Origin of the sequence: Chryseobacterium scophthalmum, from assembly GCF_900143185.1 — a bacterium.
GTDB classification, from domain to species: Bacteria; Bacteroidota; Bacteroidia; order Flavobacteriales; family Weeksellaceae; genus Chryseobacterium; species Chryseobacterium scophthalmum.
On the sequence record NZ_FSRQ01000006.1, the window covers coordinates 1 to 17,544 of the forward strand.

The window sequence follows — 17,544 nt, forward strand, 5'->3', positions numbered from 1 at the left end:
ATTCCGAACACAGAAGTTAAGCCCTCTAGCGCCGATGGTACTGCGAAAGCGGGAGAGTAGGTCGCCGCCAGTTTTTTTTAAAGTCTCATAGATTTATTTCTATGAGACTTTTTTTTGTTATAAACTCAGAAAATCAACAATATAGATCAATGATAATTGATAAATGATCATTGATCACTAATAAACAATAGGTAATGAATAATAAATAATAAATAATAAGTAGTTTTGCCTATTGCTAATTGGTTAAGGTTCGCTCCTCCGGAGCGAACCTTTGTAGAAGAGAATAATCATAATCACATCTCTCAGAGCTCCGCATGAGCGATACGTATTAATTCTAGAATTGTAATAGATAAAGAGAAACTAAAGCTGAATAAATTTATTTGTCTCAATTAGGCCAAAAACTAATATCGAATGACTACGATTCTAGCCCGGATAGCAGCGATTACCCCGCAACATGAGTAGGAGAGAAGAGGGATTTAGAGGTGGAAAGCAACGGCGTGAAGAGTAAAAGCGGATAGCCGGTAATAGCTCTTTAGAAAGCTTATAATATAGTTAACGGGAGTTTTCTAAATCTTAAAACAAGTGCCATTCTTAGGTTTTATTTAAACACAAATAATTTTCTTTTAAAATATTCTTTAGTTCAACTTTTTGAGAGGATGGCAGAAGGTTTGCAGAGTTTTTGCGTAACTTTAAGAAAAATACACATTTATGCAGATAGAAACACGCACCCTGAAAGTAGATGATTATGAAGAGCTGGTAGAAACCATGCGCAGAGCGTATCCTCAAATGTCAGAATATGTCTGGTCAAAAAAAAGCATAGCAAAGCTGAATAAAATTTTTGAAGCCGGACAAATCTGCATTACCGTAGATGGGAAAATTGCGGCTGTTGCATTGTCGATTATTGTCAATTATGATGAGTTCGGCGATGATCATACTTATAGTGATATTACAGGTAATTATTCTTTCAATACCCATATTTCAACCGGAAATGTATTATACGGGATCGAAATTTTTGTTGATCCTGAATATCGAAAATTAAGATTGGGAAGAAGATTATATGATGCCCGAAAAGAACTTTGTGAATTGTTAAACCTTAAATCCATTATTTTGGGTGGAAGAATTCCGCATTATCATAAGTATAGCAACGAGATCTCGCCTAGAGAATATATTAGAAGAGTAAGAGACAAAGAGATCTATGATCCTGTTCTTTCTTTCCAGCTTTCTAATAATTTTTTACCGATAAAAGTCCTTAAAAAATATCTTCCGGAAGACGAAGCTTCCCATGAAAACGCAGTTTTGCTTCAATGGAATAATATTTACTACAGCAAAAAACCAAACACAATGCAGGATAGTGTTATTCGTTTGGGATTGGTACAGTGGCAAATGAGGCAATTCAAAGACATTCATGCATTTTATGAACAGGTTGAGTTTTTTGTGAACGTGATGGGAGATTACAAATCAGATTTTGTGCTTTTCCCGGAACTATTTAATACGCCTTTGCTGGCTCCGTTCAATAATCTTTCTGAACGTGACAGTATGATAGAGCTGGCAAAAATTACGGAAGAAATTAAAGCAAAGATTTCAGAGTTGGCAATAAGTTATAACGTGAATATTATTTCCGGAAGTATGCCGATTTTTGAAAACAATGATCTGTACAATGTAAGTTATCTCCTTCACCGTGACGGTAGAATTGACGAATACAGAAAAATTCATATTACACCGAACGAAAGGAAATATTATGGAATGAAAGGCGGAAATGAGATCAAAGCTTTTGATACCGACTGTGGAAAAATTGGTTTGGTCATTTGCTATGATGTAGAATTTCCTGAATTACCAAGAATTTTAGCCGATCAGGGAATGAAAATTTTGTTTGTTCCTTATCTTACCGATACTCAGAATGCATATATGAGAGTTCGTCATTGCGCTGCTGCAAGAGCGATTGAAAACGAATGTTATGTCGCAATTGCAGGCTGCGTTGGAAATTTACCCGGCGTAAATAATATGGATATTCAGTTTGGTCAGGCTGCAGTTTTCACGCCTTCAGATTTTGCATTTCCTTCGAATGCGGTAAAAGGAGAGGCGACTCCAAATACAGAAATGACGCTGATTGTAGATGTAGATTTAAATTTACTGAAAGATCTTCATTACAATGGTTCAGTTCAGATTCTGAAAGATAGAAGATCAGATTTGTACGAAACGTATTTGAAATAAATTTTATTAAATCATAAAGCACTTTCATATTGGAAGTGCTTTTTGTTTTTAAATCAGATCTTCAGATTATTTAAATATAATTTAACAATTTATGCAGCCCGCTCCGAATTATAATTTTTCATACAAACCAGACAGTACAAATCTTCTCGCCAAATTCGGTTAACTCTATAATTTAATACCGTATTGATTTCCTGGTCGATGCTTATGTTTTGGGCTATTTTAGGTTTTTCAGTATTTGATTTTTTATCTGATGAGTTTTTTTTATCAATATTCACAATCATATTTTTAGAAAAATTATTCTGAATATTTGTTGAATCTTGCTTGAGTTGTTCGTTTTGAGCAAAAACGAAGTGAGAGGCAAACAAAAAAATAAGATATAGAAATGATTTCATCGATGATTATTTGTAAAACTAAGGTAAGAAAAATACATCTACTTTTCTCGTGTTTGTGATTATTAAATTTCTGGAATTATAATTTTGTACCATAAATTCCTGTTGCACAACCGTAGAAATAATTTTCTGAGTTTACATTCAAATTATATTTGCTGAATATTTCCTTTACACCGGCGCAGTTTTCAAAATTTTCGGTATAGATCCAAAGCATTTTATAATCACTAGGATTTCCTAAAAATAATTTACCCAAAACTGGAATCATTTTACTTAAATACAATTTATAAGGATAATATAAAAGCTTGTTTTTAGGCTTCGAAACTTCCACGAAACTAAATTTACCATTCGGTTTAAGAATTCTGGAAACTTCTTTTGCTAAGATTTCCAATTGCTCTTTATTAAACGTTTTCAAACCATAAGCACAGGAAATGATATCAAAAGAATTTGATTCTAAATTACTCTGTAAAATATCTTCACAAAGCAAGTTCAGCTGGTCTTTGAAAACCTTATTTCCTTTACTTTCTGATTGCAAAATCATTTCTTCAGAAAAATCTAATGCTGAAAAAGTGGAATTAGGGAAATTTTGCTTTAGGTAAGTCCAGTTTTCACCTAATCCAGAAAGCAGATCAATTACTTTTAAATTGTGCTCAGATTTTCCCAATTTGTTGAGAAACTGCTTTCTCCAACGAATTGAAAAGCCAAACGAAGTAATGTAGTTCATTCTTTCGTACGAACCAGACATCTGATTGAATAACTGTTTTACAAATTTTGGCTCGTAGATATTGTTCATAATTAAAGAAATTTTAGACAGACAATTTAATTCATTTAATACTTAAACTTTTCAAAAATGGTAAAACTTGTGATGAACCATACAATGTTTCGATAATAATTCCGTTTTCATTAATTAAATAAAGAATGGGATAACCATAAATTCCAAACTGTTTTTCAATATCTTTTCGGTCGGAAATTACAGGAAATTTCACTTCTTTGTTGACGAAATATTTCTTGACATTTGCTTTAGAATCTGAACCAAAAATATTGATCAATTCCGTTTGAGTATTTAATTTAAAACCTGAACTCAAAACATAATCTGAAATCATTTTTGAATAACCACAATTGGTCGAAGAAAAGAGTAGAAGAGTTTGCTTTTCTTTTTTTGGATTGAAAGAAAATTGTTGACCGTTAATATCAATTGCTTCAAAAGGCTGAACTACAGTGTTTTTTGCTAAAGGCTTTAAAGAGTCTTGTCTTTCGTAATATTTTAAAGCATAGTTTTGAGGAAGAAGAACTTTAAAATTGGTTGTTTTATCATAGAAAATATAATTACTAAATAAATAGGTTACAGTTTGTCCCAATTTTCCATCAACAAAACTTTTTCTTTCAAACTTGCTGATTGTAAAATTTCCTGAAATATAAATATGAAATTCGACCTTTATTTCTTTTCCTTCGTAATTATTAATGCTTTCTATGTTTGAATAATGACTGTGAATTTTCCCGTCGATTTGAGTGTCATCAATATAGCTCCATTTCATTTTGAGCAAAGTGGTAGGACCAAACTGCCTTAAACGGGATGACGAAATTGCTGCGTTCTGATTGTCTTTATTTTCGTATTCGTAAATGGTTTTTTCGGCGTGATTGACTTCATAATAAAAATTGTTTTTGTAGAATTCCTCCGAAGTTTCGTTTTTGCTGTAGAATTCGAAATCTTTATTTTGAGGTTTATAAACTGTGTATAAAACACTGAAAACAGAAGTTGCATCCGTTTCAGGATTAGGATAATAAGCGGTGGTTTTATAGCTGATTACATTGGCCTGGAAATATTTGCGTTTTGCTTTTTCTAAATCGGGGACTTGTGCGCAAAGTTGTACGATGTTAAAAAACAATAAAATAATACTTATAATCTTCTTCATTTTTATTACAGATGACATTTGTTTTTGTATTTTTTAGTGGTTTATTAATTTAATACTCTAAATTTTCAAAATACATTTGTAATTCCAAAGCTCTGTTTTTCACGATTTCCTTTTTCTTATTTTCAGCAATATTATACCACATTGTTCCTTCTTTTACTTCAAAATAAAATTTAGTAATGAATTTAAATTCTTTGTCTCGATAAATAACCCATTCTTTTTGAGAAGCTTTCAGGATTTCAAAAGCGTCTTTTGGAAGTTTGGATGCGAGAAGATTGTAATATTTATTCAGCTCTTTATCCCAGGAATCTCTTGCTTTTATACTACATTTTCGCATTTCAGCATTTGAAATATCTTGTTTGTCAAAACATTTTGATTCTTCAATATCTATAAAATGAGTTTCCTGAAAAAAAATAAATACTGAGAAGAAAACGAAAATCAAAACTATTATTTTTTTCATGATCTAGTTTCTTTATAAAGATTAGTACTTAAACAGGTTTATCATTTAACACTAACATTTTGAATGGGAATTCTTCAAGGTTTATTAACATATCGTCGTCAAGCAATTTATTGATGGTTGCATAAAATGTATCTTCCTTATTGACTATTTCTAACACATGTTTTAAAGATTCTGTAGTTTGTACAAATTTGTACAGATAATAATAGTCAATAACTCCATAGATTCCGCGGATAATATTTGTATGAACATATTGTTTTGAATTAATATTTTCAAAATCACAATGTGCTCCATGAAACCAATATGTCCATTCTTCATTTAAATTTCCTCGCCACAAACTATTACTTCTTAATAATAATTTTGAAAATGGTGTCGCAGAGTTTAAATCAAGATTATATTTTTCTGCTAAACTTTTAATCAATTCTTTTGCGGTCTTATCAAATAAAATTATTGCCTCTAAGACTAATTCTTTTTGCATCATATTTTTATTTATTCACTCAAAACAATCCTCCCATCAACTTCCTTCAGCAAACCTTTTCCAATCAATTCCTCCACAGAAAAATTCACTACAGAATCAATCTGAGAACCCACTTTTGCAAAACCAAAAGCTTTACAAACCGCACGAATCAATTCGTCTTTATTTAAACTCAAACTTGAATGCATCAATTCCATAATAGCAACCGAAATTTCTTCAGGTGCAATCTCGTCAATCAGTCTTTTTTCTATTGAATTGTCTCGGTAGAAATCAAGATTTTGAGGTTGTAGATTTTCGTACCAATAAAATTTTTGATAACTTTCTGTGGTTTGTACATTCGGGATAGAATTTAAAGTTTCCAAAAGATAAGTATTCATTTTTCCTCCTGCTCTTGAAGTATTCCAAAGTTTAAGAATCTTCCTGAATAAAGCATTCTGACTAATCGGTGATTCGGTATCAATAATTGTTTTAATCTGATTTAAAAGAACGGGTTTATTTTCAAAAAGATAAATAGATTCTGAGTTCGCATTAATTTCCGGACTCAATTCTGCTGCAACATAAGAAATCATTTTCGAAGGTTTTTCAGTTTCCGAAACTTCACTCAGATAGACTTTTTCAGAAGTTTTCAGTTCAATGATTTCTTCCTTTTTTTCTTTTACTTGAGTTTTAATTTCTTCAATTTCAGCCTGAATTTTTTCAACAATTTTTTCTTTATTTTTAATCCAGTCCAGAGTCCAGATTCTGAAAACATTCCAACCTAAACCTTTCAAAACATTCGGAACAAGTAATTCTCGGTCATTGGTCGTATTGATATTAAAATAATTTTCACTATCCAGCAAAATCGCCATCAGATATTCGCTTTCATTTTCAGGATTAATTACGCCGATGTCAATTTTATATTCTGAAGTTCCTATGTTGGTTTTAATTTTCAGACCACTTTCCTCCAAATGTTTCGCAATCGAATTCACCATCAGTTTCTGCTGATTCACCGTTGGGTTCGAATTTTGATAAACCAAACCTTTTTCAGAAAAATTCAGGAAGTTTTTTAAACCTAAAACACCTTCCGAACTCGTTCTATTCATGTCAATTTGGTCGCCTTTTAACGAAGAAAAAACTTTCATTTCGTAGCGTGCTCTTGTTACGGCAACATTCAGTCTTCTCCAACCTCCATCTCGGTTGAGCGGACCAAAATTCATCGAAACTTTTCCGTCTTCATCAGGACCGTAACCAATCGAAAACAGAATAATATCTCTTTCGTCACCTTGTACATTTTCAAGATTTTTAATGAAAATTGGTTCTTCGGAATTGATAGAAAATTCTTCCAAATGCGGGTTTTCCTGAAATAATTTCTGCAGTAAATCTTCAATCAGACTTTGCTGAGTTTGGCTGAAAGTCACGACACCGATCGATTTTTTATTTTTATTTTCGAGGTGAATTCTGATGTATTCAATGATCGCTTCAGCTTCATTTTTATTGGTTCTTGTTTTTCCTTTGTCGTAAAATCCATCAATAAATTCGAACGTTACTTTTCTGTTTAAATCATCCGGAGATGGGAAAGTAAGCAGTTTGTTATCATAAAAGTGAGCGTTTGAGAAAGAAATTAAACTTTCATGCTTGCTTCGGTAATGCCTTAATAAATAATTCGACGGTATTGAAAGCGCCAAACAATCATCCAAAATACTTTCAAGATCTTCGAGTTCAAAATTTTCTTCATCTACTTTTTGGGAAGCAAAAAAGCTTGTCGGTGGCATCTGTTTCGGATCCCCAACAATTATCGCCTGTTTTGCTCTCGCCAAAGCACTTACCGCTTCAGAGGTTGGTAATTGCGAAGCTTCATCAAAAATCACAATGTCAAAATGCTCTTCATTCACGTCAAAATATTGGGCCACCGAAATCGGGCTCATCAACATGCAAGGTTTCAACCTCGGAATTAAGGTTGGAATTTGGTCAAATAATTTTCTGATCGATAAACCTCGTCCTTTATTTCGAATCGCTTTTTGGAGAATCCCAATTTCTGAACTCTGAACAGCTTCCTGAGAAAAATTCGGAATTCTATCGCTGAGTTTCATCGTTAACTGATTTTTGGTCAGTTCCGTAAATTCTTTGTGAAGATTTTTATATTGCTGAATCTGAGATTCGTAAATATTCGCATCAAAACCATTCAAAGTTCCCGAACCGTAAATGGTTTTAATAAATAAATTCAGATGGATGATTTTTTCAAATTCAAGCTCAATAGATTCTGTATCGAGCCAACCTTTTTCAAGGAAATTGATGAACCAGTTTAGGTTTAAATCTTGTGCTTTTTCTTTTAAAACATTAAAATTAATCCAATCTTCCAGCTGATGAATATTCTGTACAACAGTTTGCAGTTCTGTATCGTTTGGAATTTCATCCACATATTCCAAAAGTTGAGTTTCTGCATTGTGGAAATCTTTCAAAGTTTCCAGAACTTCAGAAATATGCTGACTGTTATTTTGTTTTGATGAAATATCTTTTAACCATTCCGGGAAATTTGGAATTGAAATTTTTTGTGCTAAATTTTTTGCATTTTCAATGGTTTTTAAATCTTTTTCAATCGCAGCAATATCAAACGAACTGCCATTAAAATAAAGATTCGTCACCGAAGAAAGTGCATTGTAATGAAGATTGTTTAATTGATCTTTAAGTTGCTGATAATTTTCAAGCTTTTCAAAAAGTCCGTCAATCTGCACATCAGATTCTATTCCTGATTTTGCATAGCCGTTCAGTTGTTGCTTCACTTTCCTTTGTTTAAACCATTTCGGAATAAACCAGGTGTGTTTTGCCTGATTCCACAACAATTTTAAAGAAGCGAAATCTACATTTAAAATAGAAGAATTAAAACTTGAGGTGATTTGATTTTCAGTTTGTTGAAACTGCGTTTGCTGAGTCATCCAGTTTTTAAATAAATTCAACTGACCTTCATTTAAAACAAGGTCGACCAAACCAGCTTTTACCGGATTTTCTTTTAAATATTCAAGAATTTCTATGCTGTCAGAATTGGAAACTTCATCCAATTTGAACTGGCTTTTTACTTGTTCAGCCGCATTTTTCTTTTCATTAAATTGAGAAATTGCCGAAAGTATCAGGTTTTTATTTTCAAACTGATGATTTGAAGTTTTAATTGGTCTTAAAGCATGAAGAGATGGTTGTCCGATTTTCTGCACAATTGAAGCAAACGGAATCAACCAGTCTTTCCACTGATTCCAGTTGAAAACATCGGCGCTTTCCAAAGGAAAATTGATATGAAAACGTTCATCAGGTTGTACATGATTGGTTTCCAAAAAGGCAATGGTATCAAATAAACTCCAACCAATTGGAAATTTTTTGTGCAATTCATTTACATATTTCCCAAGTTCTTTTCTGCGTTCGTCAAGGCGTTTTGCCTCTTCATGATAATCGGCATTGATTTTATATTTCGGAACTTCAAGCGTTCTTTCAAACTGTTTTAAAACATCCGATTTTTTAGATTTATTGGAATGCAATTCAAGACAAAATGCGCCCAAACCTATATTTTCCAATCGGTGATGAACCACATCCAAAGCCGCTTTTTTCGCTGCAACAAAAAGTACTTTTTTATCATTCGCCAAAGCATCAGCAATAATGTTGGTAATTGTCTGTGACTTTCCCGTTCCTGGAGGTCCGTGAAGAATAAAACTTTTATTGAGATTGGCATTTTTCACGGCATTCAGTTGAGAATTGTCAGTGGAAATTGGTAAAACCAATTCTGAAGCTGAAATATTTTCTAAACTTTGAGCATCATTTTCTACGCTTTCCAAAGTTCCCGTAAGTTTGCCTTCAATCAAACTTTTTACAATCGAGCTTTTCTGAATTTCTTCCGAATATTTTGAAATGTCCTGCCAAAGAATCAATTTATTAAAGGAAAAAATCCCCAAAACCAATTGTTCCAAAACATCCCACCCTTCAAGATTAAGTACCGCATTTCTGATGATTGCCAAAACTTTCGGAACATCAACGCCCGATTCATCCATCGGAAGATTTTCGAGACTGTTGATGTTGAGTTTGAATTCCTGTTTTAGATATTCAAGCAAGGTAATGTTGATCATCGTTTCTTCTTCACGGCTTCGAAGCGTAAATTTAGAATTCACAGATTTTCTCGACAGTTCAACCGGAATCAATAAAATCGGAGCCAGTCTTGGAACTTCTTTATTTTTCGGTTCAAACCATTTCAATAATCCGATTCCTAAATATAATGTGCTTTTTCCGTTTTCTTCTTCAGCTAATTTTGCACTTCTGTAAAGATTGGTAAGAATATTATCGAGATCATCCTGATGATAATACGTTAAAAGACGATTGTATTTAAACTCATCTTCCGCCAGTTTGAAAAGCGGTTGCGACTGATGTAAAGGCTCGCCGTAAAGATTATATTTTCTGAGAATAGTCTGATTATTGTCGGGAACAATTGTAAATGATTTTCCGTCGGCTAAACTGTCTTCAAGCACATTAATTTTAGAATCAACCAACTGAAGCATACTTTTGGTAAACCGCAAATTCAGAAGATTATTTCTAAGCGAAAGATCGAGCAGTTTTCTTTCCCAGACTTTCTGTTTGGTGAGATTTGAAAAATCGGTCAGCTCTAGATCGTCATATTGTGTTCCCAAATCAAAATCCTGATCAAATTTTGCAGAGTTTTGAACAGGTTTTAAATCTTCTGTCAAATTATTTTCATTTTTCAAAAGTGGGAGAGGAGAAATTCCTGCTGACCTTGCATTTTTGACGTCTAATGAAAGCAGAAATTTTGAAGAATCCATCAATTGAGTTTCTGCAGAATTCATTGCATCTTTGAATGAAATGTTACTTCCTTTGCACAGATTGGTAGATTCAATTAAGGCAATTTCTTTAATTCCTGAAGCAATTCTTTTGGAAATTGCAGCCTGATCAAAATTGACCATTCCATCAAATCGATGATCATCCAACCAAACTCCTACGAAAGCATGACCTTCCGTTACTACAATCAACGGATTTAAATCAATTGCTTCAAGACACGCTGCAAAAAGCAGAGAAATATCGATGCAGTTTCCAAACTTTGTTTCTAAAACCGTGTCTATAAGCCTGATTCTTTGTCCGTTCTTTTCAAAACTTGGCGGCATTGCGCTGTAAATCAGTTCCAGATTTTGGATAGATTTATAAATTGCCGAAACCATCTGCAAAACTCTTTCCTTACTTTTTTGCTGATAGCCTTCAAACGAAGGCGTAAGTTTGTTTCTCGATAAAATATCAATCGCATCAGCTTTGATTTTGTATAAAGAAGTATTGTTTGAAAGAACATAAGAAGCCAAAAGTTGCGGATACGATTGCAATCCTCCAAAATAATCCATCGGGAGAACTTCTATGCTGAAACTTTTTTCATAAATAGATTCTCCGTCTTTAAAAACCTGAATTTTAATCTGATCTAAATCTTTTTCCGTAAGTCTTTTCAACAAAGTATTATTAAATACAAAGTTGAAAAGAGAAATTTTGTACAGTGAATTCTGCCTTATTTTATCAATATAGACATCATATTTTTCAAATATACCCAAAGATGAGGTAATCTGAAGGTTTAGATTTTCAAAATCTTCACTCACTTCTCTGAAAGCAATGCTTTGCAGAAAAGGATATTGGTTTAAACAAAAAGTATAATTGAAATAAGGGTTGTGCTGTATCTGTAATTCAAACGGAATAATCTGCTCCATAAATGTTTTTTGTGATTGTCACTCTCTTTTTCGGGAGATAATGCAATTTAGAAATAAAACAGATAATCACAAAACAGTTTGGCTCAGTGTGGTTGAAAATTACGAATTAGTCGAATGCCAATGCAATCATTTAATTCTTTCTTTTTCCATTAAAAACTACATCAAAAGCCAAGTAGCTTACATCATACGGATGATTTCCTCCTACCAGATTATTCATATAACCAATATCAAAAGTTACGGCAGAATGTTTTGGAGTTACTGAATAATATGCCAAAAAACGGCTTTCATGATATTTCAAATCACTCCATTCTTTTGAAAGTGCATTTTTTTCTGTTGAAAATAATTGTTCGGAACTTAAAATTAATTTCTTTGAAGAATCTTCATTCAGATCAATACTAAATTGCAGACGCAATCGACTTCTTAAAGCAAAAGATTCGGCATCTTCCAAACTTTTTGGAGCGAAAAATTTTCTAAACTCCTGTCTGAAAGTAGGAGTTACTTTAAGTTTTGAACTTTTAAAAACGTGCGATAATCGACCGTATAATCTAATTTCCTGTTGATCAACAATATTATTATCGGCTGAATTTTTCTCTTTTTGATTTCTGAAACTTACCGCAAAAGAATATTTCCAGTTGTTCTTGAGTTGTTTGTAAAACTCCTGATTGAGAACTAAAATTGAAGGTTTTTCTATAGGATTGAGTGAAGTTTCACCCGTTCGTCCCATTCCGAAATAACTCATAGATTCCCAATTTTCACCCAACTTTTGCTTTATTCCTGCAGCGAACCAGCTCGCCGTTTTAGCATGTCCCAAACCCGGCGGACTGATTTGTGCAGAAATATTTACAGCAAAAAAACATACAATGAAAATGACCAAAAACTTCCTCATTTTAATCTTCTTTTTGTTGCAAAATTCTTCCCTGTGCATCAAAAACAACTTTCCATTCCTGAGAATAATTTTTCAATTCTACGTTGTAGATTACTTTTCCGCCTTCAGTAATTTTTTTAATGTCATCAGTTCTGTAACCATTAAATGACCTTTTAATAGAAGCTAAAACAGTTTTTGGAAGATTACTTTTTGAGATTTCTTCTTCATGTCTTACCAGTTTTCCGTCTCTAGAATATAAAATTTTATGGTCATCGCCTAAAAATCCGGTTTCAAATTCTACCTCGTAATAATTTCCTTTAATTTCCCAGTCGATATCGGCTGCTTTTGGAAAAGATTTTTGAAAATGATTTAAAATCACCGAAGGAACTTCGCTCTGACGAATATCCTGTGCTGAAATATTGGTAATACTTAAACCTAAGATGCTGATTGTTAAAATTAAATTTTTCATAATGTAAATTTTTTATAGTGCTAATTTCCGACACGATTCTGGAAACATTTGGGAACAACAGTTTCTGTTGATTAATTTTATGATTGATTTTGTGAATTTTATAGAATTATGATTTGAAAACGGAACAAAAAATCAAAGTTCATACACCAATCTAAAAAATGAAGAGATACTTTCATCTTGATGAGAAACGGGAATTCCAGTAACAATTCCTACTGCAAAATGAGAATCAAGCTTAATCTTTACTTGCGGACGAAGCGTTACCAACATTTTTCCGTGACTGATTTCTTTGTTGACTTCCATCCCGATAAAATGACCTGAATTGGGTAAAGAATACATTACAGAACTATTGATTTGCCAATCGACCGGAGTGCCATTTTCTCCCAATTGATGCTGAATCATCGGATAGGTGTAAACCAAAGTGTGAATATGAGAACCCCATTTTTTAGCCGCTATAAAAAACGGACTGTACACCAAACCTGTAATGAATTTCCCTTTTCCATAATTTTTGAAATCTGTAAATTCTATCACCTGAGTATATCCTAAAGCCAAAGATGTCTGAGATTTTTCCGAAACAAAAAAAGTGTACTGTGCAGAAAGTCTGAGTCCGTCTAATCGGTTTCCTGGAATCTGTTCTTTGGTCGCATTATTTTTCGGACTAAAAAAAGAGAAATCAGTTTCTACTTCTAAACCTAACCGATTCATCGGTGCAAATTCATATTCTGCTAAATATCCGTTTTCTCTATAATTTTTCCCACTTGAAAAATCAGCTCCCAAATTAAATTCTTTTTCGCCTTTTCTTGCGCCAAGGTCTCTCACCAAATCCTGAAAAATAGGTTCAGCGTGAGATACTTTTACAGGTTTAGTTTGGGTTTGCGCAAATACCGAAAAGCATCCTAAAATATTTAAAATTCCTACTGCTAAAATTAGTTTCATTGTTTTCATACAGCAAATCAACGGTACGAATCGGGAAAATTTTGGGAAGAAATCTGGAAAGAAATGGGAATTTGTTTAAAAGTAAAAGTAAAAGTAAAAGTAAAAGTAAAAAGTAAAAAGTAAAAAGTAGTTTTTATTAAACCTAAAAAATAATGCAGATTATTTAAACGCAAAGATTTTATATAAAAAGTGAAATCTAATGATCAAAGGTTACGACAAGTCGCTTATGAAGCTTGAAAATAAGGTACGCTTAAAATCAATTTTATTGATTATTCTTTGCTCCTTAAATTTTAAGAAAGACAAGAAAATCTTTGCGTTAAAAAAAATAACGCATTAAAAATTCACTGAAAATTCATGCATTCCATTTTTAAAATCATAAGAAACTGAAAAATCATACAATTCTGCAATGGCTTTTACAATCGCCAATCCCAACCCGCTTCCTGATTGGTGTTGCTCAGATTTCTGAAAACGTGTAAATATCTTTTCATGGCTTAAAGAATGATCTGTTCCGGTATTGAGAACACTTAATTTTTTAGCATCAATTTTCACCTCCACTTTTCCGGATTTTATATTGTGGAAAATGGCATTTCGCAATAAATTAGAAACGATAATGTTAATCAATGCTGTATCTGCTTTTACCAAAAGTTCGCTGTTTTCAGAAAAAATGATTTCGACTTCTTTAAACTCAGCAATATCACTAAGATCTTCTATGTTTTTTTCAACAATATCATTGACTTTAATTTCGTGATTATCAAAAAACTGTTTGTTTTCAATTTTTGTAAGCAGAAGAAGCGATTTATTAAGACGAACCAATCTTTCAATAATTTCCATAATCTCAGCAATCTTTTCTGCCTGATTTTCTGTGAAATTTTCTTTTTCAATCAACAATTCAAGTTTATTGATGGCAATTGCTAAAGGAGTCTGAAGTTCGTGAGAAGCATTTCCAATAAATTCTTTTTGCTGTTCGTAACTTTTTTCGCTGTATTGCAATAAAGTAGTAACGGCATCCTGCAAATCACTGAATTCTTTGGTTTTTGTTTCAGTATTTGGGAAGCTTTTACTGATTCCTAAACGGTAATTTTTAAGCTCATCAAGAAGTTCATAAAAGGGCTTCCAAAGTCTTTGTAATACAATGTTATTAATCATCAAAATACTGAAAATCAAAAGAACGTATAATCCTGCAGCATCCCAAAGCAATTCTTTTACAAGATCATCTTCCTCAACCATATTGTTGAAGATTTTAAGTTGATAAAAGTTTCCATTTTGTTCAAAAACGGTTGTCAAAATTCTTACAGGTTCTAGTTCCGGAGCTTCATCATCGGCATCTTGTGCGTAGATTTCAGTGTCTTCATAAGTGTCTTTAAAACTGAGAGCTTCTTCTTCGCTTATTTTATTAACGGAAAAAAAACCTTCATCAAAAGTTTTTTGCTGTAAAATCGTGGAATCTTTTTCTGCTTTAAAAACGATTTGTCTTTTATAATTTTCTAGTTCTTCATCTACACTTCCTTTGATTTCATCAAGCATATTGAAATAAAAAATCACTGACCATAAACTTACGATCAGCAAAAGATAGGTCATCAGATGAAGAATAGATTTATTGAGAAGCTTCATTTTTCTATTAATTTGTAACCGATTCCGTAGACTGCCTCAATCTCAATTTCGGCGTTCGATTGCTGTAGTTTTTTCCTTAAATTTTTAATCTGATAATAAATAAAATCAAAATTATCTGCCTGATCGATGTGATCTCCCCAAACATGTTCTGCCAAAGCTGTTTTGGTAACCAAACGTTTTTTATTTAGCAGAAAAAAATGAAGAATATCAAACTCTTTTCGGTTAAGGGTAATATTTTCTCCACCAACAATAAAAGTTCTTTCCGTAAGATCAAGTTCAATATTGGCTATCTCAATACTGTTTTTTCCTTCCTGATTTTTTCTGCGAAGAACTGCTTTTATTCTGGCGTTGAGCTCGGCATTATGAAAAGGTTTGGTTAAATAATCATCGGCTCCGAGTTCCAATCCTGTCAGTTTATCATCGAGAGAATCTTTTGCAGAAATAATGATGACATTTTCCGATTTTCCCATGTCTTTAAGCTGTTGAAGAAGTTGCAGACCATTTCCGCCCGGAAGCATAATATCGAGCAGAATACAATCGTAAGTGTACAAAGCAATTTTTTCGCTCGCCGAATGATAATTTTCTGCGGTCTCAATAAGAAACTGCTCCTGAATCAAAGAATCATGAATTGATTTTAAAAGTTCTTTTTCGTCTTCTACAACAAGGATTTTCATACAACAAAGGTAGAGAATGATTCTGGAAAGAGTTGGGAATTATACTTTTTTTGAGTTTTCTAAATATAGCTTCAGTTCATTTTGTTTCTGCGTTCCAATCAAAACTTTCTTCTCATCATTTAAAATAATTTGCAGCCCTTGATTTCCTTTTACATTATAAGCTTTTCCTTTTCCGAAAAGACCTTGACGCATTCCCCAACCTCCATATTCTGTTAATGGAGAATATTTTCTGACATAAGCTTTTTTAATATTCCTCCAGGGATAATATCTGAATGTGATTTGAAACGGAAAAAAGCGTACAGAAATTCCCTGTTCATCAATTTTGGTTTCCAGCCTAATAACAAGAAATAAAATGATGACAAGAATTGGGATAAGGATTGATATTGCTAATTCAAGTGTAGAAAAATACTGTCGGTCTTCAATAAAATTATAAATGGTATAGATCATTACTGCGGAAAGCAGTAGCCAAAGCCACCATTGAGTAAATCTTTGCTTTTCGCTAAATTCAAATTTGTTTTCCATGTTTTTGAAGAAAATCTAATTTACAAAAATTAGAGAGATTAAAAATCAATTTTTATCTTTTAAGAAAGTTTTAAGGTGAATAATGATTTGCATTTAGTGATTTATATTTACTTTTGATAAAATAACATTTCATGTTTATGTATAAAAAAGGAATAATCGGATTAAGCTGTGCAATCGTTTGCATTGGTGTGAATTTTGTGAATGCGCAAACTTTAATTCAGGTTAAAAATACTCAGGATTTCGCTCGAAATGAAATTGTTTCTCTTTCAACTGGTCAGCTGAAAACGTTTTTAGGGAAAAATAAAGCGGAAGATTTAAGAATTAAAGATGCTCAAAATAATTCTCTGACCATTCAGTGGATTGATAATGATGGAGACGGCAAATACGATGAGGTTCTTTTTCAGGCAAAAGTAGATGCAAAAAAGACAAATTCCTACACGATAGTTGCTGATTCTAAAACAGCAGTTCCTGAAAGTAGATTAACAACTTATTCAAGATTGGTTCCTGAAAGAGTTGACGATTACACTTGGGAAAACGATAAAATTGCATTCAGAGTTTACGGCCCGAAAGGTCAGGCTGAAGCTTTAGCAGGAGTAAAAGGAAGTACACTTTCAAGCGGAGTTGATATTTGGTTTAAAAGAACCGAAAAATCAGTCATCAACGAATGGTACAAAGGTTATCTTACAGATCCTATGTATTATCACAAAGATACGAGAGGCGAAGGTTACGATCCTTATCATGTCGGAGACAGTCGTGGAACAGGAGGAATCGGAATCTGGAAAGATGAAAAACTGCAGGTTTCAAAAAACTTTACAAATTCTAAAACAATTGCAGAAGGTCCGTTGAGAACCATTTTCGAATTGACATATGCACCGTGGAGCGAGTTTGGTGTGAAAGAAACCAAAAGGATTTCTCTTGATTTGGGTTCTAATTTTTCTAAGTTTGAATCTACTTTTGAAACAGAAAAACAAGTTCCAAATTACACAATTGGAATTACATTACATAAAAATGAAGGTGAATCTAAGTTGAATGACAAAAACGGATATTATCTTCACTGGGAGAAAATAGATGATGCTTTTGTTGGCGAAGGAATTGTAGTAGATCCTAAAATTGTAGAAAAGTCTATAGCTTTTAAATCTGAAATTCCAGATCAGAGTAATCTTTTGGTAATCACAAAACCTCAGAAAAAACTGACGTATTATGCAGGTTTTGCGTGGCAGAAAAGCGGACAGATTCAAACTCAAAAAGATTGGGAAAACATTTTGCAGAAACAATCTAAAATAGTTGCCAATCCATTAATTATTACCGTTAAATAAGTTT

General features: G+C 32.8%; 14 protein-coding genes and 1 rRNA gene. 3 read left to right on the plus strand and 12 right to left on the minus strand.

Annotated elements, in window-relative coordinates:
* Positions 1-73: ribosomal RNA gene (gene rrf / locus BUR17_RS21310) — 5S ribosomal RNA — on the plus strand; the annotation flags it as partial.
* Between the two features lie 635 nt (positions 74-708).
* Positions 709-2,211 carry a bifunctional GNAT family N-acetyltransferase/carbon-nitrogen hydrolase family protein gene (locus BUR17_RS19515; protein WP_074232171.1) on the plus strand — a complete coding sequence of 501 codons (1,503 nt, stop codon included), beginning with the start codon at positions 709-711 and terminating at the stop codon, positions 2,209-2,211.
* Positions 2,212-2,300: 89 nt separating this feature from the next.
* Here the strand turns inward: BUR17_RS19515 and BUR17_RS19520 are convergent, their stop codons facing one another.
* The 12 genes from BUR17_RS19520 to BUR17_RS19575 form a co-directional block, all read right to left on the minus strand.
* Complete coding sequence (locus BUR17_RS19520) at positions 2,301-2,603, minus strand: hypothetical protein (RefSeq protein WP_074232172.1); 303 nt, start codon at positions 2,601-2,603, stop codon at positions 2,301-2,303.
* 76 nt (positions 2,604-2,679) lie between these two features.
* Complete coding sequence (locus BUR17_RS19525) at positions 2,680-3,390, minus strand: class I SAM-dependent methyltransferase (protein ID WP_074232173.1); 711 nt, start codon at positions 3,388-3,390, stop codon at positions 2,680-2,682.
* Positions 3,391-3,421: 31 nt separating this feature from the next.
* Complete coding sequence (locus BUR17_RS19530; protein WP_074232174.1) at positions 3,422-4,510, minus strand: TlpA family protein disulfide reductase; 1,089 nt, start codon at positions 4,508-4,510, stop codon at positions 3,422-3,424.
* A gap of 49 nt (positions 4,511-4,559) precedes the next feature.
* Positions 4,560-4,967, minus strand: coding sequence for a lysozyme inhibitor LprI family protein (locus tag BUR17_RS19535; RefSeq protein WP_074232175.1), 408 nt, complete (start codon positions 4,965-4,967; stop codon positions 4,560-4,562).
* A gap of 28 nt (positions 4,968-4,995) precedes the next feature.
* Positions 4,996-5,445 carry a DUF6896 domain-containing protein gene (locus BUR17_RS19540; RefSeq protein ID WP_143747628.1) on the minus strand — a complete coding sequence of 150 codons (450 nt, stop codon included), beginning with the start codon at positions 5,443-5,445 and terminating at the stop codon, positions 4,996-4,998.
* Positions 5,446-5,453: 8 nt separating this feature from the next.
* A complete protein-coding gene (locus BUR17_RS19545; protein ID WP_074232177.1) occupies positions 5,454-11,150 on the minus strand; it encodes a DUF3320 domain-containing protein in 5,697 nt (1,898 codons plus the stop codon).
* Between the two features lie 130 nt (positions 11,151-11,280).
* The gene (locus BUR17_RS19550) at positions 11,281-12,036 is read right to left on the minus strand and encodes a DUF2490 domain-containing protein (protein WP_074232178.1); all 756 of its coding nucleotides are present in this window, start codon (positions 12,034-12,036) and stop codon (positions 11,281-11,283) included.
* A gap of 1 nt (position 12,037) precedes the next feature.
* A complete protein-coding gene (locus tag BUR17_RS19555) occupies positions 12,038-12,484 on the minus strand; it encodes a PepSY-like domain-containing protein (RefSeq protein WP_074232179.1) in 447 nt (148 codons plus the stop codon).
* Between the two features lie 132 nt (positions 12,485-12,616).
* Complete coding sequence (locus tag BUR17_RS19560) at positions 12,617-13,417, minus strand: HAEPLYID family protein (protein WP_143747629.1); 801 nt, start codon at positions 13,415-13,417, stop codon at positions 12,617-12,619.
* A 333-nt stretch (positions 13,418-13,750) separates the two neighbouring features.
* Complete coding sequence (locus tag BUR17_RS19565; protein ID WP_074232181.1) at positions 13,751-15,028, minus strand: sensor histidine kinase; 1,278 nt, start codon at positions 15,026-15,028, stop codon at positions 13,751-13,753.
* On the minus strand, positions 15,025-15,702 hold the full coding sequence (locus tag BUR17_RS19570) for a response regulator transcription factor (RefSeq protein WP_074232182.1): 678 nt from the start codon (positions 15,700-15,702) through the stop codon (positions 15,025-15,027). Before BUR17_RS19570 ends, BUR17_RS19565 begins: the two co-directional genes overlap by 4 nt.
* A 39-nt stretch (positions 15,703-15,741) precedes the next feature.
* Entirely contained in the window at positions 15,742-16,224 is a 483-nt protein-coding gene (locus BUR17_RS19575) for a hypothetical protein (RefSeq protein ID WP_074232183.1), read from the minus strand.
* 137 nt (positions 16,225-16,361) lie between these two features.
* Between BUR17_RS19575 and BUR17_RS19580 the strand changes: the two genes are divergently transcribed.
* On the plus strand, positions 16,362-17,540 hold the full coding sequence (locus tag BUR17_RS19580; protein ID WP_074232184.1) for a DUF4861 family protein: 1,179 nt from the start codon (positions 16,362-16,364) through the stop codon (positions 17,538-17,540).
* Positions 17,541-17,544: the final 4 nt, after the last annotated feature.

What these genes read in the sequence shown, in the direction of transcription:
- BUR17_RS19515 (WP_074232171.1), top strand. Translation starts at nt 709, where the DNA reads ATGCAGATAGAAACACGCACCCTGAAAGTAGATGATTATGAAGAGCTG.
- BUR17_RS19520 (WP_074232172.1), bottom strand. Translation starts at nt 2,603, where the DNA reads ATGAAATCATTTCTATATCTTATTTTTTTGTTTGCCTCTCACTTCGTT.
- BUR17_RS19525 (WP_074232173.1), bottom strand. Translation starts at nt 3,390, where the DNA reads ATGAACAATATCTACGAGCCAAAATTTGTAAAACAGTTATTCAATCAG.
- BUR17_RS19530 (WP_074232174.1), bottom strand. Translation starts at nt 4,510, where the DNA reads ATGAAGAAGATTATAAGTATTATTTTATTGTTTTTTAACATCGTACAA.
- BUR17_RS19535 (WP_074232175.1), bottom strand. Translation starts at nt 4,967, where the DNA reads ATGAAAAAAATAATAGTTTTGATTTTCGTTTTCTTCTCAGTATTTATT.
- BUR17_RS19540 (WP_143747628.1), bottom strand. Translation starts at nt 5,445, where the DNA reads ATGATGCAAAAAGAATTAGTCTTAGAGGCAATAATTTTATTTGATAAG.
- BUR17_RS19545 (WP_074232177.1), bottom strand. Translation starts at nt 11,150, where the DNA reads ATGGAGCAGATTATTCCGTTTGAATTACAGATACAGCACAACCCTTAT.
- BUR17_RS19550 (WP_074232178.1), bottom strand. Translation starts at nt 12,036, where the DNA reads ATGAGGAAGTTTTTGGTCATTTTCATTGTATGTTTTTTTGCTGTAAAT.
- BUR17_RS19555 (WP_074232179.1), bottom strand. Translation starts at nt 12,484, where the DNA reads ATGAAAAATTTAATTTTAACAATCAGCATCTTAGGTTTAAGTATTACC.
- BUR17_RS19560 (WP_143747629.1), bottom strand. Translation starts at nt 13,417, where the DNA reads ATGAAACTAATTTTAGCAGTAGGAATTTTAAATATTTTAGGATGCTTT.
- BUR17_RS19565 (WP_074232181.1), bottom strand. Translation starts at nt 15,028, where the DNA reads ATGAAGCTTCTCAATAAATCTATTCTTCATCTGATGACCTATCTTTTG.
- BUR17_RS19570 (WP_074232182.1), bottom strand. Translation starts at nt 15,702, where the DNA reads ATGAAAATCCTTGTTGTAGAAGACGAAAAAGAACTTTTAAAATCAATT.
- BUR17_RS19575 (WP_074232183.1), bottom strand. Translation starts at nt 16,224, where the DNA reads ATGGAAAACAAATTTGAATTTAGCGAAAAGCAAAGATTTACTCAATGG.
- BUR17_RS19580 (WP_074232184.1), top strand. Translation starts at nt 16,362, where the DNA reads ATGTATAAAAAAGGAATAATCGGATTAAGCTGTGCAATCGTTTGCATT.